Genomic DNA, 25,044 nt, shown 5'->3' on the forward strand with positions numbered 1-25,044 from the left:
TGCTGACAAACCTAAAAATTTACTATCATTGCTTGTAGTATAAAAATGGTTGTGATCCTAAGTTCAATGCTAAAATACCATAAGAATGGGAAGCGCCAAGTGATTAAGTATAGCTATTAACACCGTGACCGCTCTTTAGTAATTTATACAACTAAGACAAAACATCTTGAGTATCCTTAAAGTAAGAATAGTAGTTATTATCTTCTTTAACATCACTAAGAGATGTAAATAAATTTAAGACTTTCATGGTAATTTTTGATAAATCCAAAGTAGATAAGTCCTCTCTAAGGTCAATAATATTAACCTGCTCTTCAAGATAACAATCTAAGCTCTCTTGACCTAAATCTAAATCTCTATCTCGTGAAAGCAACCAGATATTTCTCAATTCATGAACTGATCTTGTCAGCAATTCCAAATCACCCTCAGATAAAGTTAGCATCATTCTTAAAATAGTAAAGTTTAAGCTGAATATATCATCATCTGGCGTACCAATAGTTAAATCTATAGGATCAAACCAAGTTAATAACATATTATGTACTTTTATCGGTTGGTTTAAGTTTTCGCCAAATATATCTTTCATGTTGACGCTACCACTAGAAATAATATGGTCTGTTTGTCGTATTTGTTTTATAGCTTTTGGAAGGTTTACTTTTGAGTTGACAAAGCGGTGAAGCAAGCTGTCTACTTTATGTTTGTCATATACAGTTTTTATCTCGATTGATAACATATGGCCTGTGTTAATATCATACAAAGCTAGATCAATATCACCACCGTTGAATTTTTTTCTAACTGCCGCCTTAATATTAGGAAATTTTGGTAATGTCGATAAAATTTGATCTGCTGCTTTAGCTAAAGTTGACCCTAATGTTTTACTCCAAAGATTTTCGTTATTTCTAATTAGAATAGTAAGTAAACCAATAGATATATCCTGAAACTTAATAAACGCTGGGTTTCTAAGAAACTTACCATGAAGTTTATAAAAGGGAATAGGCAGTAAATATCTTGATGATTCACTTGGTTTCATTGCAAACATGGAGATTAATTCAACGATCCTTCCGTTTAAAATAACACCATGTTTTGGCCATGCTTGACTATAAATAACGTATAATGTTTCTAAAAACTGTTCATCGTACCAGAATGAGTGGTTTACTTCTTTAGAAGCAAAGTCTAAAAACACCAAAAAACCAGCTAATGCAGATAAAACGTCTACCGAAACTCCTAACGTTTCTGAAAATACTTTCCAAGACTCTGGTTCAGATTGAGTCAAATATGTTAAATAATCTGAAGAATTACTATAAGCATAATATTGTGAATCAAGATCATCAAAATTATGGTCAGAAGATAGTAAAGAGTTAAAATAATCTTTCTTAGCTGTAGAGTCTAGAGACATCAGAACAGACTTTCTTTTAGATTTTGTCAAGCAAGCATGCATTTTGTCTTTTTCTTTATCGTAAAAAAATTTCCACATCCCATTAACTATTCTAGATGTTTGTTCTCGGTTTAATTCAGCAATCATCTGAAGTGTGAATGCAGACTTAACCCAAGAGTCGGGCGACGTTGGTGGATCAAAATTTGAAGGTATATTAGATTTTTCACAAACAGTTAGACAATCTGAAAGCACTAAACAATTAATAGCATTTGTATAGTCTTCGTATACTTCAGCTTTCTCATCAATTTTTAAAGACATATGAGCAGACATATAAACAAACATCTCAGCTGCTCTAGGGTCTAATTTCTCAGGTAATTTAACCTCATTTCTTTCAAAAATATCTTCTAATATTCCATTATAACCCTGAATAAGACGTTGAGTTACATCGACAACATTATTATTGAATTGAATACTATCATTTCGTTTCATATATAAACCCAAAAAATATATACCCATACTATATGCGGTACAAAATAGCTAGATAGAATTAGCAACGTAGGTAGATGAGCTAGCTATTTTGTGCCCACGATTTAACGGATTTGTATGGATAACAAGCCCATAACATTATTGTTTATTATCAAATCTAGGTAATATGATGCCAAGGCTTTGGATGCAATCAAAGCCTTTTATTTAGTAGTTCTATTGAGTCTAGATTTTCTATTTATTCATACAATATTCTTTGATTGCACTATGCTAGAAGAATAACTATTCTTGACTATAGCATTTATCCTCTTTCACAATATGCGTGTTCTCAAAAAAAATTTACAATCAAAGAAAAAGCGCCACTCTAATAAGATGGCGCTTTTTTTGTTATCATTGGCTATCACTTTACAAAGCCAACTTTATTCAGATATATCACTTATAGATTTGGATTCACGATAATTTTCACCGCAGATTCATTGTTGTGAATCAGCGTTTCAAACCCTTCTGAAATCAAATCATCTAATTTGATGCGCTGCGTAATAAATGGCTCAAGATCGACCAAACCATCTTCGACCAACTTAATGGTGTCTTTATGGTTGTTGACATAGCCAATGGTGCCGCGAATATCCAGCTCTTTCACTACCACGCTGTGGACGCTGATTTCTGCAGGATGGCTCCAGATAGAGACAATCACCACCACGCCAGCAGGTTTGGTCAGCTCAACCAATGAGTCGAGCACCGCATTGACACTGGTACATTCAAACGCCACGTCTACGCCGCGATTGTCAGTGATTTTCATCACCTCTTCTTTGAGATCGACTTCGGTAGGATCCAGTATATAATCGGCAACGCCGCTGTCTTTGGCTTTTTCTTTACGCTTAGCGCTTAGCTCGGTCAAGATAACCGTCAAACCTTTGGCTTTGAGCACTGAGGATAGCAATAGACCGATGGGGCCGCCGCCGCCGACCAATGCCACATCGCCTTCTTTTGCGCCGCTACGGACAAAGGCATGATAGCCGACCGATAAAGGTTCAATCAGAGCGGCTTGGTCTAGTGGAATATCGTTTGAGATCGGATGTACCCAACGGCGTTTGACCGCGATTTTTTCGGACAAACCGCCACCACGTCCGCCTAGACCGATAAAGTTCATGTTTTCTGATAAATGATAGTTCTCCCCTTCAGCGGTAGAGACGTCATCGGCGATGATATACGGCTCAACCACCACGTGCTGACCGACCTCAATATCATCGACACCCTCGCCGACTTCGTAGACCACGCCCGAGAACTCATGCCCCATGGTGATGGGTGCGGACTCGCCTGAGATGGGATGCGGGTGACCACATGGCGGGATAAAAATAGGTCCTTCCATAAACTCATGCAAGTCCGTGCCGCAAATACCGCACCATGCCACGTCGATACCGACCGTACCCGCCTCAACGGTAGGCTCTGGGATGTCTTCAATACGGATATCACCTTTGTCATAAAAACGTGCCGCTTTCATATCATGCTCCTTTGATAAGTCTAGTCGTGGTTAATATGCTGCAATGAGGGTTACTCGCCACCATCATGCCCAGATTAAAGTTGGGCTGTCAACGATGGCCACGTATGTAGTTGTTAAGCGAAAGTAACGCTACTGCATACGCCCAGCCAAGCTATTGATATCGTTAGGAACGGACGTTAAAACAATGAAATCAACTCGTCTTTTATAAAAAATATCAACAGTTGCTTATTTTTTAACAGCCATTACAACTTGGTAAAATCCTCCAAATCAATCACTTGATGACAGTAATGGCGCATGATGTGATGATCGTGACTGACCATCGCCAGCGTGCAATGCTGCGCTTGGCACTGCGCCACCAGTAAATCAAGCGTTTCTTTTTGGGTAATGGGATCGAGCCTAGAGGTGACCTCATCGGCGAACAGCAACACAGGATTAAAAAGCAGTGCGCGCAAAATCGCAACGCGTTGCAACTCCCCGCCCGAGACATTCAGCGCTGTGCGGGTTAAGATCTGCTTATCCAGCTTTAGCTTATCTAGCAATTCAGGTACACGGCTGGCATCTAACCGATGCTTGCGGATCACATCATTTAACAGAGTTTGCAGTGGTACATGCGAGGCAAAAGCAGCAGGCGGATCTTGGTACAGCTTGAGCACTTGATGGCGCTTGGGTTTATGTTGCCACGAGATGGAGCCGCTGGCAGGCTGCAACAGTCCGCAGAGAGCGTCTCCTAATGAGCTTTTGCCAATTCCGCTGCCACCAATCACGCCAAGCACCTCAGCACGCTTGAGACGAAAACTTAACCCCTCAAACAACACCCGTGTACCACGCGCTAAGCTCACGTCTTTGACGGTTAACAAGGGCTGCTCTTTGATAACGGCGTTCTTTTTTGCGGACCAATTATCAGGGGCAGCTGCGATGAGTTGTTTGGCATAGTCGGATGTCGGTTGATTGAGTACCTGTTCGCCTTTACCTTGCTCAAGCAGTTTGCCTTTTTTCATCACCATGATGCGATCATCAGCACCCACGCTCAGTGACCTTGCCACATCGATATCATGGGTGATGGTAAGCAACGTACCTCCATCGCGGGCGACGTTTTTGAGCAGGGTAATCACCGCTTGTTTGTTAGTCTCATCTAAGCCTTTGGTCGGCTCATCCGCGATGACAATATACGCGCCGCCCGAGGTGGCAATCGCAAAAGACGCACGCTGCGCCATACCGCCTGACAGCTCATGCGGATAGTAATCGGCAAATTTGCCCAGCCCGAGCGTCTCTATCTTCTCTTGTGCCAATTGCTTACTGACCTTGTTGTCTTGCTTGGCGACAAAATACAGGCTCTCCCATACTTGACTGAGCACGTCCATCGTAGGATTCAGCGAACGACTTGGCTCTTGTGGCAGCATCGCCATGCGGCGACCCCAATACGCACGCAGCTGCAGCTTGGTCAACGCTTGGTTTTCGATCAAAATATCGCCGCGGCTCACCAGCTCATCAGGCAATGCACCCATGATGGCTTGCGCTAGCAAACTTTTACCCGAGCCTGTTTCACCCAAAATGGTCAGATTTTGGCCTTTATATAACGTAACGCTGATGGGCTCGACCAAACCCAGCCCAGACTTGGTAAATACCGCCAAGTCGTCCGTTTTTACCAATACATTTGTGGCGGCCTTATCAACATTGGGAGCATTGTCTCCTGTAGTATGCGCGATCATTTCATTTTTCCTGAGAGTAATTGTAGGCTTAATACCAAAATAAAGACGGCAATAATAGGCTGAAGAAACACAAACGGCGCTTGATAATAATACGGGAACAGCTCCGTCATCATCAGCCCCAGCTCAGCGGTCGGTGGACGCAAACCAACATTAATAAAGCCTAGCGTAGCAAGCGCGAGCACCGCATTACCTGCTGCAAAAGCACTTAGAGTGGCAACAACGGGCAAAATCTTGGGTAAAAAATGCCGTTTAAAACAATAGAAAAAATCCATACCCATCAAACGCGAGGCTTCGATCTCGCGGCTACTGGCAATGGTTTGGGTCATGGCACGCACCATGCGAAAGAACTCAACCCAAAGCACCAAAGAAATACCCAGATACAGCGACCAAAAGGTATTAGGCGCAATTGCTGCAAACAATAAGACAAATAGCAGCCCCGGTAGCGCCATGATAATGTCACACAAAAACGTGCATATCTGATCCACCCAGCCACCAAAATAGCCGCTAAGCACACCCATCAATAGTCCAAAAAATAGGGCAAAACCCACTGATAGGACAATCAGCAAAAACGACAAACGAATGGCTGACGCGACGCGTGCCAGCATATCTCGACCAAAATGATCGGTGCCAAACCAATGGCTGACACTGGACGATTGCAGCATATTACCAAGGTCTTGTATGTCAGCATCTATCGGATAGTACAGCGGCTGCAAAAACGCAAACACCAATAACAAGATAAGTAGTAGCCCGCCAAATTTTTGTACTGGTTGTAGGGCATGAACCCCGCTAAAAATAGTCATAAAATCATAATTCCTTATGTGGCTTCAGTTTATGGCTTAAGTTCGTGATTGCCATTCTGTGATAAAGCGTTTTGACAATAGCTTTGGCAGTAATGATTAACGTGCCAAATCAATACGCGGATCAATCAACCCACTGAGCAAATCCACCACCATGTTGAGCACCACAAACATACCGCCCATAATCAGCGCGGTGCCTTGTATCATCGGCACATCACGCGCGACGATGGCATGCACCAACGCATGACCACTACCAGGCCAAGCAAACAAACTCTCCACAATCACCACCCCTTCAACCAAATACACGAGCTGTACTGAGTGATAAGCCAAAATCGGAATGGTCACGTTACGTAAACCATGCCGACAAAACGCCGTCCATTTATTCAGTCCTTTAAGCTTGGCAAAATCATAATATTCAGACGTTTGTACCTGTACCATCGCATGGCGACTCACGCGAACCGACACCGCAGACAGCCCAATTGCCAAGGTCAATGCAGGTAAAATATAATGTTGCGGCGTGCCATAACCTGCAGCGGGCAGCCATTTTATTTGGACCGCGAGCAGAGTGATGAGCGCGATACCGATAATAAAGATAGGCACAGAGCGCAGTACGGTACTGACCACCAACGTCAGACGATCAAACCAGCGATTGGGTTTTTGTGCGGCAAGCAGGCCAAGCGGCGGCCCGATAAAAATCGATATCACCAACGCCGCTAGCGCTAAGGACAGCGTGTGCCCGAACTGATGCGCAATCTCAGCCCATACTGACTCGCCGCTAACCAAGGAGTGCCCAAGATTGAACTGAACCAAATCAAGCAACCAATCAAAGTAGCTTTGCCACCACGGTTGATCCAAACCAAGCTCTGAGCGCACCAGGGCAGCGGCGGCGGCATCGGTCTGGTCATAACCGTAGCGACTGGCGGCGATACGGTACGCCATATCACCGGGTAAGCTGCGGGTCAGTACAAAGGTCAATGTACCAACCGACCAGATAACCAAGAGCAGTTGCAGCACTCGATGAGCAATATATTTAAACATAGTTATCCATTACAATTTTTTAGTGTTATAAAAAAAAGCGCAGTAAAAACGGCTTACCAAGACAACTTGTTTAAATAAAAGTCTCGCTCCAAACCATCGATTTCTAAGCCTTTTAGTGACTTGTGTGCAGCGGCATTTTGTTGGTAGTACACCACAGGTACAACAGGACGCTCATCAAAGATGATTTGCGAGACGCGTTGCTTGGTCGCCACATCATTGCCTTTGGTCGTCTCAAGTGTCAATAAACGCTTGGTCAGCTCTGGATTTTGCCAATTCATCACGCCCCAATCGCTGCCTTGTGGGTCAAAATCCTCTACTAGTGAACCGACTGGATCAGGCGTCATGCCGTAGTTACGCGCATAGAGTCCCATCTCCAGCGTGCCGTCTTGATGGCCTGATGGAATCTCTGAAAAATTACCCACGGACACATCCACATCGACGCCGATTTTTTTCCACTGTGCTTGTAAGGCGGTGGCGATAATGGGTAATTCAGGACGATCTGAAAATGTGCGTAAAGTAAATGTAAAGGGCTTACCGTCTTTTTGGAGCATGCCATCACTATCTTCGGTAAAACCTGCGTCTAACAAACGCTGTTTGATGGCTGCTGGGTCAGGCGTTTGAGTGGGTACTTTGATTTGCCAGTCTTTAAATATCGGTGGCAAGATTTGCGCGGCGGCCGCATTATCAGTATGCATCACAGATTGGGCAATGCCTTGTCTATCAATGGCATCACTAAGCGCTTGACGAACACGCACATCGCTAAAAAACGGATTGTCCGCATTGACTTTATATTCGATAGTACGTGCCAATGACTTTGACTGAACTTGTAAATTTGGGTCTTGCTTTAGGCGGGTTAGACTCGCGGAATCTAAGGTAAACACCAAATAGTTGGGCTTACTCTGTGCCAGCAGGGTGCGCGTTTCGCTGCGACTATTGGCTAAGTAAGTGACGTCCTGAATCTTGGCTTTCTCACCCCAGTAATCAGCAAACGCTTTTTGCTCGATTTTTTGTGGTGGTTCAAATTTGGTGACATAGTATGGCCCTGTACCGATCAGCTGAGTGACCTCGTTATTCTCATCAAACGATGAGCTGGCCAAAATAATACTGGTCGCATGTGCCAGATAAGCAGGGAAAGACATCAGCGGCTTGTCTAGGGTGATCTCAACTATTTTGTCATCAACGGCTTTGATGTCTGAGATTGCAGCCGACTCTAGAGCAGTGGGTTTGCTGAGCGCGACCTGCAGGCTTTTTACCACAGCATCCGCTGTCAAGGGCGAGCCGTCATGGAATTTCACGCCATCACGTAACACAAACGTCCACACATCCCCTTTCTCATTGGCTGACCAGCTTTGCGCCAGCATGGGTTGCAGCTCAGCATTTTGTTTGGCATCTACCAGCGTTTCAGCAATCTGTAAACGCTGAAAAATAAATCCCGATTTACTAGGATCAGTAGAGGTCAGCTCCCACGGCGTCACCACGATTAGCTCCTGTTGACTGTCATCGTTTGCCGCTGTATTCGTCGCGTTATTGCCCGCTGTTTGCGCACCAGCGATGACATACCATGCCAGCCCTGCCAACACCACCAATACTGAAATCAAGCCAATTTTTTTCATATATCTTCCGTTATAATATAACATTTCAAAAAAATCGTTATATTATAACGAAAACTATTTAGGGTAAACCTTTTTCTCTTGTGGCTACACAATAGACCCTAACCTGCCTTGTGATTTGAAGACTTTGCTAATATGTCACGTTAAATCACACTCTATATTGGCTTTATTTATTTTAAATGGACGACTATCAATGGAGTTGATTTGGTTTTCTATTAAAAGAGCATACTTCCGGTGCGGCGACACGCTTTACTATGAGTCAAGCAGCAGCGTAAGATAACTGACGAGAGAATATTGATAACCGCTGTAAGGAAAACCTGAATAATGGATAGAATTGATGCGATGCGGGCATTTGTATCGGTAGTGATTGAGGGCAGTTTTAGCAATGCCGCCACAGCCATGCAACTGTCGCCGCAACTGGTGAGTAAATATGTGTCAAAGTTAGAAGAGCGACTGGGTATACGTTTATTGAACCGCACTACTCGTAAAGTCAGTCTGACGGAGGCAGGTACTCACTATTTCGAGCATGCACAGCAATTGTTGCTCAGTATCGACGATATGGAGTCCAAATTAGGTGGGTTTCAACAAAACCCAAAAGGTACATTGAGAATAAGCGCGCCTGTGTCCTTTGCGCTAAAACACATGGCAAAATTGGTCACAGATTTTCAGGCACTTTATCCTTCGGTCAATGTCGATTTGCAGCTGAACGATCGCAAAGTAGATATCGTTGAAGAGGGATTTGATGTGGCGCTTCGTATCGGTCAGCTCAAAAGCTCGTCACTGATTGCCAAGCAAGTTGCGCCTGTCCGCGTCATCTTGTGTGCCTCCCCTGACTATCTCAAAAAGCATGGCATGCCTAGCAAACCTGAAGATCTAAAAAACCATCGGTATTTGCATTATAGTTATATGGAAAAATACGGCAAAGAAGATATTTATCAGTGGCTAGATACCACCAATCAGCCAAACTCAGAGCTAACCAGTAATAACGGGGATTTGCTTGTCAATGCTGCAGTGGCTGGGGCTGGAATAGCACTGCAGCCCACGTTTATTGCGAGTGAAGCACTGAGTAAAGGGGAACTTATGATAGTGTTACCTGATTACGAACCCGAGACGCTAGGATTGTATGCTGTGTATGCCCATAGAAAACTGTTGCCACACAAAATCCGATGTTTTATTGACTTTATCGAAGGGTATTACGGTTCGCCGCCCTATTGGGACGAACCGATACAGCATTTATAGATAGCCATTAGCGCCCCTCATCAAACAAAACACCCCAGACATTGATAAATGTCTGGGGTGTTTTTTAATGCGCTTAGTAACATGACAAATCTATCGTGAGCTAAATGATAAATATCATCAAAAACAGCGCACCTCTCAATTTATCACTCTTAGAACTCGTATTTGGCCATTATTTCAATTTGCTGACCTGCTGGCATCCATGGAAAGGTCGTCGCACTTTGCTCTCGCCACTCAATCCCCAAGTCTAAATCAGGCAGGTACTCATAGATAAGGTTGGCGCTTTTGACATTGGCAGATGTATCTGCCGCATCCTCGACATTGACCTCACCATAACGCAAATTGCCACGCAGTTTTTGAGAGAACTGATGCTTGTAGCCGACGCTATAACCTGTCTGAGAGATCAATTTACCATCTTCGGCATCACAATCGGCACCGCCATTCATAATAAGCGGCCCGCCCACACATATGACAGAATACGCGCCCATCCCTTTACCGTTATAGACACTCGCGTGGAGCGAGTCTTGACCTAACGATAACTTGCCTGCTAGAGACACGCCGACGCCCACATCAGAATCCTCTCCGTTCTCAGCTTCACGCGCCGTGACAGCGACATTATAGTCGAGATTGGCTATCTTATCTTTGTAACTGACCACCATGTCAGGTAGGCTGGCATCGTCATACACAGGATCTTGAGCGGTAAAACGCAGTCCCTTATAAGTGTAATGCACCGTCAAATCTGGGCGAATGTATGAGCCGCCACCGGAGGCTGTGCCGATACCTGTTCCCCAAAAATCAAGCTGTTCGGTAGAGAGTGGTGCAACAGCCAAAAATTGACCGTTCCACGTTTTACCCACTGTCAGATCATCCATTTGAATATAAGCATGGCGCAAGCGCAGGTTGGAGCCGCCCTTCGCATAATCCCCATAAAAATCGCCTTCAATAAAGCCTGTGAGCTTTTTATCCTCGATGGATTTAGTCGTCTTCACATTAATACGTGACTGGCGTAAGTTTCCCTTAAATTCTGAATCTCCCTCATCAGGCGAATTAAATGCCCCTTCTGCTTTGATATAACCCCCGATACTCAGTGTGGTATCACCCGTCGTCACAATATCGATTGCTTGCGCAGATGCGCAGGTTGCTACCATAGCCAATCCTATAGATAGCCTTTTTGTATAAAGCATTATTTTTTTCTTCCCTGTTGTCTGTTGATATCCTTATCAATGCCAATGGCGATTACGTGCTCTTTACTTCATAACCGTGAATGCGTTTTTTTATAAATTGTCTCCTACCTATTGCCTGCTGTTTCATCAAAGAGTCAGTAACGAATTGATGTTCTATTGGGTGCTATGCTTCTTGGTCAATATTCTCTAATACTGCAATGGCTTCTTTTTGCGACTCATCGATCGGTTTTTTTTGTCCACTCAACTTATCGAGATAGACCAGCACTGACTCACCGATCGCAACGACTGTCTCAAGCGCTGTACTATAATAGGTATATTCATGAATCAGACTTGAGTTGCCGATTTTCTTGACCTTGACGCCAATCCATAACTTATCAGGATAAGCAACCGATTTAAGATATCGACATGACGAGGCCGCCATCACCGAAGACGTCTGTTCGTTAAATAAACCAAGCCGCCTGTTGTAATAAATACGAGCGTTTTGAGCATATTCGTAATAAACCACATTATTGACATGACCAAAGGAGTCCATATCACCCCATTCCACTTGCTGAGGATAGATCACCGTAAAGCCATGTAACGGGTGATTGTCATCGCTTGTGACAATCTCTTGTATTTCTGGGAACGTAGGCGCAGCTTCCATAGTTTCTCTCTTTTCATTAGACAAGTTTTGTTATATAGATGATGCGTGTGACTCAGGGTACTCATGAAACACACCTCTCCCATCCCTAGCATTTATGCAGACACTAGGGTTTATATACGTCTTTTCTGTTAGTAAACTCGCTGTGATGGTGACAGGTCTATTTGGCTAGATGAGGTTTTCTGAGTACATCGAGCGCATGCGTTTTTTATCGAGTTTACCGACGCTGGTTTTTGGCATCTCTGACAAAAACCTCACTTCACTTGGCACGCCATATTTTGGCAAATGACCTCTCTCAACCGCTTGATGACCCAATGCCAAGATGTCTGTCGATGTTGTATCGACATAATCTGGTTTTAGCACAATCAAGGCGAGAGGACGCTCACCCCAGCGCGCATCTGGGACACCAATCACCGCGATATCAGCAACGCTTGGGTGAAAGGATAGAATCGTCTCAACCTCAAGCGAGGACACCCATTCGCCACCAGACTTAATGACGTCTTTTAGTCTATCGGTAATGCTCAACGTACCGTTGGCGCTTATGCAGGCAATGTCTTGCGTATGCATCCAGCCGCCTTTCCATAACGCATTGCCTGCATCGGGGTTTTTAAAATAGTTTTGGGTTAGCCACGGCGCTCGTATCACAAGCTCGCCTGTCGACTCACCATCCATCGGTTGAGGTTGACCATTCTCGTCCCAGATTTCCATCGATACCAGCATGATAGGCGAGCCTGACAGACAGCGATAATTGAGATTGTCCTCTAGGGTCATCGACTCGGTTTTGTCATCAAATACCGCTCGAGACAGCACAGGACAGGACTCTGACATCCCAAACCCTGACATAAACTCAATACCGCACTCGATTGCTGCCTTTGCCAAGCCTTCGTTGAGCTTTGAGCCACCTAGCAGCAGTTTAAAATTCTCAAATTTACGGCCGCGCGCGGCCATTTCTTTGAGGAGCATCTGTAGTATTGCTGGGACACCATGTGACAACGTAACCTTGTGCTCCTCGATCAAATCGACAAGCTTTGGAGCCAGATAGCGCCCCGGATACACTTGATTTAGCCCTATCATGGTGGCACCATAGGGCCAGCACCACGCATGAACATGGAATAACGGCGTCATTGGCATATAGACATCGTCGTAGCGAGCACCTTGACCTTCGGCATTGAGCGCTGATGCCAAAGTGCTTGCCATGGTTTGTAGTACGATCTGGCGATGGGTAAAGAAAACCCCTTTTGGATCGCCTGTCGTCCCACTGGTATAAAAAGTGGTCGCGATGGTGTTTTCATCAAAATCTGGAAAATCAAACGTATCGCTAGCCGCGGCTAACAATGCTTCATACTCGCCATCGACATAGTCAGGCAGCTCTGCTTTCTCACTACCTGCTTTCTCACTACCTGCATCGTCATCCTCTGCATCATCAGCCCAAATCACATGCTCAATAGACGGTGCATCGTCACGATAATCTTTGATCATCGGCTCAAACTCAGCATTTAATAGTAGCGCTTTTGGTGCAGCATGATTGATGGTATAGAGCACTTTATCTTCAGACAGACGGACATTAACGGTTTGCAAAATCATGCCCGACATTGGTACTGCAAAGTATGCCTCAAGGTAACGATGACTGTCCCAATCCATAACCGCGACCACATCCCCTGGCTGCAATCCCATATTTTTTAGGACATTTGCCAAGCGATTGATACGCTTAAAAAACTCAGCATAAGTGTAAGTAACTTTGTCCGCGTAGCTGATTGTTTGGTTGGTAGAAGCGATTTTGGCGCGGTTTAGTAGCTGTTTGATAATTAGCGGAAACCCATACGCTTCTTCGGCTTGATGGTAGTTGTCATGTTGATTGAGTATGGTTGTCATAGTGTCATCCTTGATAATAAACTGTTCTTGATATAGCCAATCCTCTATAAAAGAGTGACAGCGTTAACCTCACTTGAAGTATCACAGTGACATCTGCGCTCGGTTGCCTTGTCTCTCTTTTAAACTAAATCAACTATAATCAGTCATTCGGTGTGCGTGCTTTTAATATCAGACGCGCTCTATCACCATGGCAAGCCCTTGCCCAATGCCAATGCACAAGCTGACCACGGCATATTTGCCGCCCGTACGCTGTAATTCTCGAGCGGTACTCAAAGCAATCCTTGCACCAGATGCGCCCAGCGGATGGCCGACCGCGATGGCGCCGCCATTGGGATTGACACGTTTATCATCAAAATCAATGTTCAACCCTTTTAGACAACCAAGCACTTGCGAAGCGAATGCTTCATTGATCTCAATGACAGACATATCATCAAGGGTTAAATTTGCACGCTTTAGTGCCAGCTTAATCGCTTCAACAGGACCCACGCCCATGATGTTAGGCTCAATCCCCATCGCACCCGATGACAAAATCTTAGCAATGGGCTTAAAGCCTAGCTTTTCTTCTGCTTGCTTTGAGCCGATGATGAGCGCAGCTGCGCCATCATTGATCCCGGATGCATTACCTGCGGTGACGACACCATCTTGATTTAAGGGTTTGAGTTTTTGTAGTGCTGCAATATCGGAGCTGGCGCGAGGATGCTCATCATCTGTGATGACTTTTTCGGGCAATTTCTTACCTTGCGCAACAGTGATAGGCGTTATCTCATCGTCAAAAAACCCTGCTTGTTTGGCAGCTTGGTACTTGGATTGCGATGCGGCGGCAAACTTATCGGCTTCCTCGCGCGTAATGCCATATTTATGAGCAACATTATCGCCCGTCTGCGGCATGGTATCGCTACCGAACTGCTCAATAATCTTCGGGTTAGGAAAACGGCTACCGATGGTCGTATCAAATACTTTAAAGTCACGGCTAAACGGCTTTTCTGTCTTGGCAAAGACAAACGGCGCACGCGTCATCGACTCCACACCACCCGCCAAAATAATATCCCCTTCATGACATGTGATACTGTGCGCAGCATCGACCACAGTAGACAGACCTGACGCACATAGACGATTGACTGTCTGACCTGGCGTGGTGACATCCAGCCCTGCCAATAAAGCGGCATTACGGGCGATGTTACGAGAGTCCTCGCCCGCTTGGTTAGCACTGCCTAGCAGCACTTCATCAAACACATCGCTCGGCAATTGATGTTTTTCGACCAACGCTTTTATTACGGTGGCGACCAGATCATCAGGACGCACCGTTGCTAATGCACCGACATAGCGACCAAACGGACTTCTTAATCCATCATAAATATAGGCATCTAACATAACGCTTCCTTGTTGTATTTTTTAACTTTGAATAAATGGTTTTATAACGATATTTTGTTGTTTGTATTAATGAATGGCCTGCTGAGTGAACAATGACACACCTAGCTTGGCGCGGCGTTGTAACCAAGGGCTTGGGCGATAGCGCGGATCGCCTGTGAACGCGTAGATACGCTCTAAAATGAGCAGCACACGCGAGGCTCCAAGATGATCGCCCCAAGAGATCGGGCCGTATGGATAACCTAGCCCAAGCTTGACGGCATTATCGATATCCTCTGGCGTGGCAATTTTTTGCATGGCAATGTCACAGCCAAGATTGATCACCATGGCGATCACACGCTGCGCCACAAAGCCTGTACTTTCGGTAATTAGTGTGGCACTAACTGCCTCTTGCGCATCTGTCTGAGTACTATCTAAGTCTTTATTAACTTTGCTGCTACTAAACAACGCATAAGCTTGCGCCACGAATCGTTCTTGCGTGACGATGCTTGGCATCAACGTACGATGCATTGTAAGTTCAGTGAGCATATCAATAGCAATCGCTTGCTTGGGATCAATCTGATAACGAATCGCCGCATTGGTCGTATCCTCACCATAGATAGCGAGCAGCACCAAACTATTAGGGTGCGGTGTGTCGTTGTCATCGATAGTGATACCCTGAGACTTTAGGTAATCAACCAGCTGAGTTTTGTCTTCTACCAGATCAGCGCCAACCCAAACCGATGTAATAACGGCATCAGATATGAGTGCTTCGGACGACTGATCTTGAGCAGTAGCCGTAGACAGTTTCTGACCGTTTTCGTAGTGATAAAAACCTTCACCAGCCTTACGACCGAGCTTTTTGCCTACCAGCATTTGACGGGTTAATGGATGCGGGCGATAGCGCGCTTCGTGATAGAACTGGTCGTAAATTGACTCCATCACAGGATGAGACACATCGATGCCCGTCAGATCTAACAGCTCAAACGGCCCCATGCGAAAGCCTGCGCCATCACGCAAAATACGGTCGATTTGCTCAAAACTTGCGACGCCTTCACCCAATATTTTTAATGCTTCGGTACCATAGGCTCTGCCACCATGGTTGACGATGAAACCCGGTGTGTCTTTTGCCACCACGCCCAGATGACCCATCCGTTTGGCCAAATTAGTGAGCGCGTCAACGACTGATTGCTGAGTAGAAATGCCTGGAATAATCTCGACGATTTTCATCAAGGGAACGGGGTTAAAGAAGTGAAACCCTGCCACGCGCTCTGGATAGTCACAGTCAGCAGCGATCGCGGTGACCGATAATGAGGAGGTGTTGGTCGCCAAAATAGTATCGGCGGTGACCACACTTTCTAACTGGGCAAAAAGCTGTTTTTTGATGTCTAAGTTTTCGATAATGGCTTCAACCACGATCTCAGCGGTAGCAATTTGGCTTAGTTCTTGGACGACGATTAAGTTGCTTAGCATAGCTTGTAGCTCGTCATCGCTGAATTTGCCTTTAGCGGTGAGCTTTTCGAGCATGGCTTGCAACGACTGTCTTCCCTGCTCAGCCGCGCCTACTTTGGCGTCATATAAAAATACTTGGATACCGGCTTGGGCAGCAATTTGGGCAATACCCATACCCATAATACCAGTGCCAACAATGGCGAGTGTATTCACGGTCATAATGATTCTCTACATAATTTGCGATAGGATTTGGTCTGCGTGGACAAAAGAGATAAGCGGCGTCTGCCCCTTAATAGCCTTTATACTCGGCTGGGCGCTTTTCCAAAAAAGCTTTGGCGCCTTCTTTTTGGTCATGCGTATCAAACAGAATCTGAAAGGCTTTACGCTCCAGTGCTAGCGCGCCCTCTAAGGACATATCAACACCTAGATTCGCCACTTCTTTGATTTGCGCTAAGGCAATGGGAGAGTACTTTGACAGCTGCTCAGCGATCTCAATGGCGCGCGTAATGGTAGCCTCATCGTCAACGACTTCAGAGACCAGCCCCATTGTATCCGCCTCATCAGCGCTGATCATATCGCCCGTGAGTACCATCTTCATGGCCTTATATTTGCCAATGGCACGAAACAAACGCTGCGTCCCGCCAGCACCGGGCATGAGTCCTATTTTGATCTCGGGCTGTCCAAATTTGGCGGACTTGCCTGCGATGATGATGTCAGCATGCATGGCCAGCTCACAGCCACCGCCAAGCGCATAGCCATTGACGGCAGCAATAATGGGCTTGCGGCAATGAGTGATGGCATCCCAATAGCGCTCGCTATGACGCAGGTACATATCAGCCGTACTGATCGTCAAGAAATCATTGATATCGGCACCAGCAGCAAACACCTTGTCACCGCCCGTCAGGACGATCGCTTTGGTTTGTGGATCATCATTTAACTGAATGAACAGATCCGCCATTTGTTGGCGTAGCTCGCCGTTTAATGCATTGCGTACTTTGGGGCGATTAAGTTTAACGACACTCACGCCCTCTCCTTGTTTTTCACAAATAAGGATTTGCTCTTCCATGATCCACTCCTTAAACATCATCTTTATATAAATACAAACAGCTTTTAAAAGCGTTTATTTTGAAAAATAAATATCGCTATGCGGTATTTGATACCAATATATACTGTTTATTTTGATTTGTGAAGGGTGAAAATCTGCTGAATCAAAAAATAATATATGAATAATAATGGATAATTATTATAAAAATACCGCAATGCGGTTTTTTAAACCAAAACTATTGTAATTTAATAATCCATGGATTATGCTGTTTAGCAAGGTCACCAAATTACTTAATTACTCAGTACTGTATTACTAGCGCCGTCAAAAAGCCGTTATGACTATCACTCATTAATCAAACAGGCATTAATCAAACAAGGAAGATTCACATGATTAGAGATAAAGAGACCCTCGACCACATTACCCAAACGATTCGCAACTTTGTTAACGACGAACTGATTCCTATGGAGCATTGGGTCGCAGAAAACGACCGTCTGCCAGAAGACATCATTGAGCAGATGCGCGAGCTTGGGCTATTTGGACTAACTATCCCTGAAGAGTACGGCGGACTGGGTGTCACGATGGAAGAAGAAGTGACCTTGGCATTTGAGCTGGGACGTACCTCCCCCGCGTTTCGTTCCTTAATAGGGACAAATAATGGCATTGGCTCCTCTGGTCTTGTGATTGATGGGACTGAAGCGCAAAAGCAGAAGTATCTGCCTCGCCTTGCCAGTGGGGAGATCATTGGTTCATTCTGTTTGACCGAGCCAGAGTCAGGCTCAGATGCCGCCTCATTAAAAACAACCGCGATCAAAGACGGTGATACTTATATCATCAATGGCACCAAACGCTATATCACCAATGCCCCACAAGCTGGCGTATTCACTGTCATGGCACGTACCGATCCACAAAACAAACGCTCGGGCGGCATTTCAGCATTTATTGTGGAAAGTGACACGCCGGGTATTACCTTGGGTAAGATTGATAAAAAAATGGGACAAAAAGGCGCGCATACCTGTGATGTCATCTTTGATAACTGTGTCGTGCCAGCCGATGCGCTCATTGGCGGTGTCGAGGGTGTGGGCTTCAAAACCGCGATGAAAGTTCTTGATAAAGGTCGCTTGCACATTGCAGCCGCCAGTACTGGCGCCGCCACTCGCATGCTAAATGATGCATTACATTATGCCGTCGAGCGTAAGCAATTTGGGCAGCCTATTGCCAGTTTTCAGCTCATTCAAGGCATGCTCGCTGACTCAAAAGCAGAGATTTATGCTGCCAAATCCATGGTACTAGATGCGGCGCGCCTGCGTGATGAGGGCAAAGATGTCGTAACCGAATCCTCATGCGCCAAAATGTTTGCCACCGAGATGTGCGGGCGCGTGGCGGATAGAGCCGTACAGATCCATGGCGGAGCAGGCTATATCGCAGATTATGGTATTGAGCGTTTTTATCGTGATGTGCGTCTCTATCGTCTGTATGAAGGTACGACCCAAATTCAGCAAGTCATCATTGCCCGCAATATGATCAAAGAAGCCAGCGAGTAATCACTCGCACTGATTCACCCACCAAAACACAAGGCGGTATTTGCTAGGATGCGGATGCCGTTCCCTCTATCTCTACCACCATGCCTCAAATTAGTCTTTCATTCTCACAACGATAAGGATATACATTGTGAAAAGTGTCGCTATAACGTCCAACCCAAATGTAAGCGCTACCCAAAAGCAGCCTTGGAAGCTGGCCTTTGTTTTTTGTTTTTTGGTTTTATTATGTGATGGCGCTGATATCGGTATTCTTGCCTTTACCTTATCTAGCCTAAAACAAGAGTTTGGCTTGACCAACGTACAAGCTGGCGCGCTGGGTAGCTGGTCATTATTTGGCATGGCGATTGGCGGGGTTTTTGGCGGATGGGCCTGCGATCGTTTTGGGCGAGTACGCGTGATTGTTCTGGCGACGGCGATGTTTTCAATCCTATCTGGCTTTAGTGGCATGGTGCACAGCTATGAGCAGTTTATAGCATTACGAACCTTTGCCTGTTTGGGTCTGGGTAGTTTGTATATCGCGACCAATACACTCATGTCAGAGATGGTGCCGACGAAGCATCGAACCACGGTGCTGGCCGCGCTTATGACTGGTTTTACGCTCGGGTCTTTGGTCATTACGAGTATTTCAGCATGGATCATTCCTAGCTATGGCTGGCGTACCCTATACCTTTTAACCTTTTTACCCATTCTGCTTTCAGTCTCCATGTATTTTTTAGTACCGGAACCACAATCTTGGAAAGAGGCTCGTGCGCGCAAGTTAAGCGGCGAGAAACACACACTACAAAAAGCGGAAAATCCTTACAAAGCCATATTTGAAAATCCCAAACATCGCATTATGTTTATATTGTGGTCGATGAGTTCAGGGCTTTTACTGTTTGGCTATTTTGGTGTGAGTAATTGGCTACCTTCTTATTTAGAAACTGAGCTGGGTATCAAGTTTAAAGAAATGGCGCTATATATGGCGGGCACTTACTTAACAATGATGTTTGCTAAAGTAATAGCAGGTTTTATGGCGGATAAAATCGGTCGAAAAATAGTCTTTGCTTTTGGCACCATGGGCACCGCGCTATTCATTCCTTTCTTAGTCTATATGCATACTCCAGAAAACATCGGCTGGCTAATGATTACTTTTGGCTTCTTATATGGGATTCCTTATGCCATCAATGCCACCTATCTGACCGAGAGCTTCCCAACAGCTATTCGAGGGACAGCCATTGGCGGTGCCTTTAATATCGGACGACTTGGCTCTGTGATTGCCCCTGTCGCTATTGGCTACATGGCGATGCATAACTCTATCGGTGCAGGTCTGCTGCTGATGGCAGGTGCTTATTTCTTATGTGGTCTGATCCCAACCTTATTTATCAAAGAAAAGCAGTATGACCCACAAGAGGGGTAATACTGCCTCTTATGACTGATATTACTACCGTTCATACCGCATAGCGAAACAAACTCTCTGCATCGTGCTATGCTGAGACTGTAAATATACATTAATATAGTATAATTAAAGACATCAGCTACGATCAGCATATGACGATAAGGGCAGTATCAAAAGTGGGTACTGGCTCATATAAGGCTCTGAGTAGTTACTTTTTTTAACTCTACGTAGTTACTTTTTTCTAGATAGTTACCTTTTATAATACTTGCATGGACTTAATTGGGGATAATAGACCACCTATGACGAATGACACCCTTGCCAATGATAACGCTAACCATGAGCTGCATATGGAGCTTTTAGAGCCCATTGCAGAAATGCGGGACAAAAACGACAGACAGTTTGTCACTGCATTAGCTCGCGGTCTTGAGCTGCTGCGCTGTTTTACCCCGCAGCGCCCTTATTTGGGCAATCAAGACCTCAGTCAGCTGACAGGGATTCCCAAAGGCACCATCACGCGTCTGACGTACACCTTGGTAAAATTAGGCTACCTAAAACAGTCTACCAACAGCAGCAAGTACCAGCTCTCAACAGGCGTGCTTGGGTTTGGCTATACGATGATGACCAATATCTCTATCAATAACCTCGCGACCCCTTATATGGAAGAGCTGGCAGATTATGCCAATAGTGCGGTAGCTATGGCGACTCGCGATCGGTTGATGATGGTCTATCTCAATGTGGTGCAAGGGGCTGGTAGTACGACCATGCAGCGCAATATCGGCTCATATCTCCCCATTCATTTAAGCTCAATGGGACGCGCTTGCCTAGCGAGCATGCAGCCTGCTGAGCAAGAGTTCATCCTCAATGCGATTCGCAATAAGTACAAAAATGATTGGCTAAAGATCAGACGAGGGCTGGACAAAGCCTTTCAAGATTATGAAGATTACGGCTACTGTTTTTCCATCAGTGAGTGGCAAAAAGATGTCAATGCGGTCGCCATTGCGTTGATGCATCCGACGGAAGGTCTGCTGACCTTTAACTGCGGCGCGCCAAGCTTTATCTTGAGTCGCACCAAGCTAGAAGAAGATATTGCCCCTCGCCTGCTACATATGAAAAACATGATTGAGAGTAATTTATATATTAGCTAGCGTCACTTAAATGTACCCTATAAAAATAACAATTCATCTCCACCAACTATTCAAGCGGTAGTCATATAAGCCATATAAGTCATTGATATCGCTTTCACATTGTATTTACATGCCTTTAGACACGTTTTTAAGGATTTACCATGAGCCAACTTTTTTCGCCTTTAAAGCTTGGGCAACTCACATTAGATAACCGTATTGTAATCGCCCCTATGTGCCAGTACTCTGCCAATGATGGCGCGGCAAGCGATTGGCATACGATCCATTTGGGCCAAATGAGTTTGAGCGGCGCAGGGCTACTTATTTTGGAAGCGACGGCGGTCAATCCGCAAGGACGTATCAGCTATGCGGATTTGGGATTATGGGATGATAGGACGCAAGCGGCACTGGATAAAACGCTCACAGCAATCAGACAGTACAGCCCTATGCCGATAGGCGTCCAACTTGCCCATGCTGGGCGTAAAGCGTCAACCAAAAAACCATGGGACGGCGGCGGTTCGATTGCTCCTGACAAGCTTAATGGCTGGCAAACGGTGGCACCGTCGGCTCTCGCGTATGACGAAAATTCCACTGTACCCACAGCAATGGATCAAAATGACATTGATGCGCTCATAAGCGATTTTGTCCATGCAGCAAAACGCGCCGATGCGCTGGGTCTTGACTTGATTGAGCTGCATGGGGCGCATGGTTATCTATTGCATCAGTTTTTATCGCCACTGTCTAATCAACGTGATGATCAATATGGCGGCAGCCTTGAGAACAGAATGCGCTTGTTACTTGATGTATTTACCGCGGTTCGGGCTGAGTTTTCAAGTGACAAGCCAGTGGGTGTGCGGGTGTCTGCAACCGATTGGGTTGAAGGCGGCTGGGACCTCGCACAAACAATTGAGCTGGCTAAAGCCTTAGAGGCGTTAGGCTGTGATTATATCCATGTGAGCACCGCAGGACTGAGCCCAGAGCAGCAAATCCCTGTGGAGGCGAGCTATCAAGTGCCTTTTGCTGCCGCGATAAAAGAAGCGGTAGACATACCCGTCATCGCCGTTGGCTTAATAACTGAAGCCGAGCAAGCGCAAAGCATCATCACTGAGCAGCAAGCAGATGCGGTTGCCTTGGCACGCGGTATGCTTTATGACCCGCACTGGCCTTGGCACGCGGCGGCAGAGCTTGGTGCAACCGTCAAAGCACCTAAACAGTACCTGCGCTCAAGCCCTCATGGCAAACCATCTCCGATAGAGTAACTATATAAGCAATGTTGGCTCAATTGGTTGTTACCGATTGAGCTTTGCTTCAAATGCTTGTTATATCTATTTTTTAACTGACTCTACTTGTGTGTTCAATATATTTCGCATCATTACTCGCGAAAACTTCTAAAAACATCACACCCCATTAAGCAAACAAAAACTATTAATAATGTGTAGCGAAGCAAAACTGAGCCAACTACTCTATTCTCGTTCAAATCGCTCGTTATGTGAATGTACTAATCATCGATCTTCAGGTTTTGTGTATTTAACTTTTGCTGAGAACTCTTTAATTTCTTCGATACTATATTTGGTATGTACTCTTTCAATCGAAGGAGGCTGATGGTTGATACTTAAACCTGTACGTCTAGCCGTTTTAGGTCGAATAGGTCGAGGGACAAAACCACCGCCACAATTTGGGCATACATTTTCTAATATTTCATTTACACATGTGACGCAAAAAGTGCATTCGTATGTGCAAATCATTGCTTCGGTAGAATCTGGTACTAAATCTTTATCACAACATTCACAATTAGGTCTAATTTCCAACATGTATCAACTCCGTTTTGATTCATTTAACGTTTGGTTCTTTTCACTTCTTTTCTTTTATCTTTCCAACCAAAAAATCCACCGCCGCCTTGACCTTGGGCACCAAATAGCGCTGTTTTTGATACAGCAAATAAATCGCCATATCCGCATGCTGAGTGACGGCCAACTCATGATCAAACGTCAGCTCTTGTAGCGTGCCGGACTCAAGATAGGACGCCAACGCCCATCGGGTTGACATTAAGATACCTTCGCCCTTACTGGCTTTTTGTGCCAGCCATGAGCCGTTGTTTGACATCGCGCCTACAGGCCCTGAGACATCGTGCCATTGCTCATCCACATAGCACAACCAAGGAGTTGGCCCTGCTGGCGCTTTAAAATAAAGGCCTCTATGCTCCTTTAGTTCCATGACATGCTCAGGTACGCCATACTTTTCCAAATAGCTAGGGGACGCAACTGGAATAAATTCGTTATCCATCAATCTTATCGCCAGCACGCGCTCGTTTGGCGCATAGCCACCGCGAATCGCAATATCGACATCATCACGCCCAAGAGCAGATAGCTCATCACTTAAGCTGACATCGAGTACAATCTGAGGGTATAACTCGCTAAACTCCTCTAACAACGGCAGCAATATCTTTTCACCGAATCCCACCATCGAGCTGATACGCAGACGCCCCATTGGCGTTGTTTGATAACTACGAACCGTTTCTTTGCTTTGCTCGAGTTGATTCAATATCTGCTGTACATCGTTGTAGTAAACACGCCCTACTTCGGTCAGTTTGACGATTCGGGTTGAGCGCTGTAATAGTGTCGCGCCCAAGCTTTTCTCCAAATCAGACACGCGTCTTGACAATGAGGATGGCGGTACACCGAACGCCTTTGCCGCTTTGGTAAAGCTACCTGTCTCTACAACTTTACTGAAATATCGTATTGCCCGTAGTTGATCCAATCAATCTCTCCATCAAATAAATATCTAAGTATAAGTAGCGAAACCTTTTTATAAATAGTAAAACATTTTTGTCTTATTATTGTCTTAAAAGCAATAGTGATTGACGTTTTACCCTATATATAACCACATTAAAACCAGTAATAATGTGTTTAACTTAATTAGTTCAAACAAAAATAACTTTTACATCAATAAAGGAAGATGAATTTATGATTACTTTGCACGGTTTTGCCGCAAGCAACTATTACAACATCGTAAAACATGCGCTCTTATACAAAGAAGTACCTTTCCAAGAAAATTTAATCTTCGCTGGTAGCGACGAATTACTAAAAGTTAGCCCCGTTGGCAAAGTACCCGCCATCACAACGGCTGAAGGTTTTAATTTGTCAGAAGCCAATGTCATTTGCGACTTTATCGAAGAGACTTATCCTGATAAGCCGCTATACCCTACTGATGCCAGCGAACGTGCAGCTGTGCGCCAAATCATGAAAATAGCAGAGCTGTATCTTGAATTACCAAGCCGCCGACTGATCCCTTATGTATTTTCAAGTACACAGGCGCCCGATACCGTTAAAGAAGAAGTGCGTCAAGTGCTCACCCGTGGTATTGGTGCGTTAAATCAGGTGTGTCAGTTTTCACCTTGGATTGCCGGTGAAGAGCTGACGATGGCTGACATCTATATGCACTATGTAAACGTTGTTGTCAAAGTCTGTGCGCAAGCCCAGCTTGACTGGGATGTGCTAGCAGAGATACCCGGTATGAAAGAATGGAACAAGACCATGAGTCAATCTGACATTGCCCAAAAAATAGAAGCCGATCGCGTCGCCAATATGCCTGAGTTTATGCAGCATGTGCAAGCTCAGATACAAGCTGCCAATGCTAAGTAGCATTTGACGGTTAAATAGCCTTTTCAGCTACATCGCATTGGATAGAACTGAGTAAGAAAAATTACCAATATTAAAATTATTCTTTT

At 45.2% G+C, this 25,044-nt stretch carries 20 protein-coding genes; 6 read left to right on the plus strand and 14 right to left on the minus strand.

Features of this window, described 5'->3' with window-relative positions; translation table 11 throughout:
• Positions 1–151: 151 nt before the first annotated feature.
• The 6 genes from I3255_RS08120 to I3255_RS08145 all read right to left on the minus strand — a co-directional run bounded on the left by I3255_RS08120 (position 152) and on the right by I3255_RS08145 (position 8,510).
• Positions 152–1,858, minus strand: a complete 1,707-nt coding sequence (locus tag I3255_RS08120) for a hypothetical protein (protein ID WP_238038372.1) — start codon at positions 1,856–1,858, stop codon at positions 152–154.
• A gap of 430 nt (positions 1,859–2,288) precedes the next feature.
• Complete coding sequence (locus I3255_RS08125; protein ID WP_238038373.1) at positions 2,289–3,353, minus strand: 2,3-butanediol dehydrogenase; 1,065 nt, start codon at positions 3,351–3,353, stop codon at positions 2,289–2,291.
• A gap of 242 nt (positions 3,354–3,595) precedes the next feature.
• Entirely contained in the window at positions 3,596–5,062 is a 1,467-nt protein-coding gene (locus I3255_RS08130; RefSeq protein ID WP_238038374.1) for an ATP-binding cassette domain-containing protein, read from the minus strand.
• The gene (locus I3255_RS08135) at positions 5,059–5,862 is read right to left on the minus strand and encodes an ABC transporter permease (RefSeq protein ID WP_238038375.1); all 804 of its coding nucleotides are present in this window, start codon (positions 5,860–5,862) and stop codon (positions 5,059–5,061) included. The genes I3255_RS08130 and I3255_RS08135 overlap by 4 nt, the downstream gene beginning before the upstream one ends.
• A gap of 96 nt (positions 5,863–5,958) precedes the next feature.
• Positions 5,959–6,897, minus strand: a complete 939-nt coding sequence (locus I3255_RS08140) for an ABC transporter permease (protein WP_238038376.1) — start codon at positions 6,895–6,897, stop codon at positions 5,959–5,961.
• Between the two features lie 53 nt (positions 6,898–6,950).
• Entirely contained in the window at positions 6,951–8,510 is a 1,560-nt protein-coding gene (locus I3255_RS08145; protein WP_238038377.1) for an ABC transporter substrate-binding protein, read from the minus strand.
• Between the two features lie 321 nt (positions 8,511–8,831).
• Here I3255_RS08145 and I3255_RS08150 point away from each other — a divergent pair, with 321 nt between their 5' ends.
• Positions 8,832–9,746 carry a LysR family transcriptional regulator gene (locus I3255_RS08150; protein WP_238038378.1) on the plus strand — a complete coding sequence of 305 codons (915 nt, stop codon included), beginning with the start codon at positions 8,832–8,834 and terminating at the stop codon, positions 9,744–9,746.
• A gap of 149 nt (positions 9,747–9,895) precedes the next feature.
• Here I3255_RS08150 and I3255_RS08155 read toward each other — a convergent pair whose 3' ends face one another.
• The 6 genes from I3255_RS08155 to I3255_RS08180 all read right to left on the minus strand — a co-directional run bounded on the left by I3255_RS08155 (position 9,896) and on the right by I3255_RS08180 (position 17,304).
• Positions 9,896–10,891, minus strand: a complete 996-nt coding sequence (locus I3255_RS08155) for a porin (protein ID WP_238038379.1) — start codon at positions 10,889–10,891, stop codon at positions 9,896–9,898.
• 199 nt (positions 10,892–11,090) lie between these two features.
• Positions 11,091–11,570 carry a thioesterase family protein gene (locus tag I3255_RS08160; protein WP_238038380.1) on the minus strand — a complete coding sequence of 160 codons (480 nt, stop codon included), beginning with the start codon at positions 11,568–11,570 and terminating at the stop codon, positions 11,091–11,093.
• A 165-nt stretch (positions 11,571–11,735) separates the two neighbouring features.
• On the minus strand, positions 11,736–13,439 hold the full coding sequence (locus I3255_RS08165) for a fatty acid--CoA ligase (protein WP_238038381.1): 1,704 nt from the start codon (positions 13,437–13,439) through the stop codon (positions 11,736–11,738).
• Positions 13,440–13,607: 168 nt separating this feature from the next.
• Positions 13,608–14,810 carry a 3-oxoadipyl-CoA thiolase gene (locus I3255_RS08170; protein ID WP_238038382.1) on the minus strand — a complete coding sequence of 401 codons (1,203 nt, stop codon included), beginning with the start codon at positions 14,808–14,810 and terminating at the stop codon, positions 13,608–13,610.
• Positions 14,811–14,876: 66 nt separating this feature from the next.
• Positions 14,877–16,463 carry a 3-hydroxyacyl-CoA dehydrogenase gene (locus tag I3255_RS08175; protein WP_238038425.1) on the minus strand — a complete coding sequence of 529 codons (1,587 nt, stop codon included), beginning with the start codon at positions 16,461–16,463 and terminating at the stop codon, positions 14,877–14,879.
• A 64-nt stretch (positions 16,464–16,527) separates the two neighbouring features.
• The gene (locus I3255_RS08180; RefSeq protein WP_238038383.1) at positions 16,528–17,304 is read right to left on the minus strand and encodes an enoyl-CoA hydratase; all 777 of its coding nucleotides are present in this window, start codon (positions 17,302–17,304) and stop codon (positions 16,528–16,530) included.
• A gap of 365 nt (positions 17,305–17,669) precedes the next feature.
• Here I3255_RS08180 and I3255_RS08185 point away from each other — a divergent pair, with 365 nt between their 5' ends.
• From I3255_RS08185 to I3255_RS08200, 4 genes are all read left to right on the plus strand, one after another.
• Positions 17,670–18,824, plus strand: coding sequence for an acyl-CoA dehydrogenase family protein (locus tag I3255_RS08185; RefSeq protein ID WP_238038384.1), 1,155 nt, complete (start codon positions 17,670–17,672; stop codon positions 18,822–18,824).
• 142 nt (positions 18,825–18,966) lie between these two features.
• A complete protein-coding gene (locus I3255_RS08190) occupies positions 18,967–20,217 on the plus strand; it encodes an MFS transporter (RefSeq protein WP_238038426.1) in 1,251 nt (416 codons plus the stop codon).
• Between the two features lie 278 nt (positions 20,218–20,495).
• Positions 20,496–21,341, plus strand: coding sequence for an IclR family transcriptional regulator (locus tag I3255_RS08195; protein WP_238038385.1), 846 nt, complete (start codon positions 20,496–20,498; stop codon positions 21,339–21,341).
• Positions 21,342–21,481: 140 nt separating this feature from the next.
• The gene (locus I3255_RS08200) at positions 21,482–22,576 is read left to right on the plus strand and encodes an NADH:flavin oxidoreductase/NADH oxidase (protein ID WP_238038386.1); all 1,095 of its coding nucleotides are present in this window, start codon (positions 21,482–21,484) and stop codon (positions 22,574–22,576) included.
• Positions 22,577–22,819: 243 nt separating this feature from the next.
• Here I3255_RS08200 and I3255_RS08205 read toward each other — a convergent pair whose 3' ends face one another.
• Together I3255_RS08205 and I3255_RS08210 are read right to left on the minus strand one after the other, a co-directional pair.
• On the minus strand, positions 22,820–23,128 hold the full coding sequence (locus I3255_RS08205) for a DUF1272 domain-containing protein (RefSeq protein ID WP_238038387.1): 309 nt from the start codon (positions 23,126–23,128) through the stop codon (positions 22,820–22,822).
• Between the two features lie 40 nt (positions 23,129–23,168).
• Complete coding sequence (locus tag I3255_RS08210; protein WP_238038388.1) at positions 23,169–24,074, minus strand: LysR family transcriptional regulator; 906 nt, start codon at positions 24,072–24,074, stop codon at positions 23,169–23,171.
• 206 nt (positions 24,075–24,280) lie between these two features.
• On the opposite strand from I3255_RS08210, the gene I3255_RS08215 reads away from it, so the two are divergent.
• The gene (locus I3255_RS08215; RefSeq protein ID WP_238038389.1) at positions 24,281–24,958 is read left to right on the plus strand and encodes a glutathione S-transferase family protein; all 678 of its coding nucleotides are present in this window, start codon (positions 24,281–24,283) and stop codon (positions 24,956–24,958) included.
• Positions 24,959–25,044 lie beyond the last annotated feature (86 nt).

It is taken from the genome of Psychrobacter sp. Ps6 (genome assembly GCF_022129235.1).
Classification (GTDB): Bacteria; Pseudomonadota; Gammaproteobacteria; order Pseudomonadales; family Moraxellaceae; genus Psychrobacter.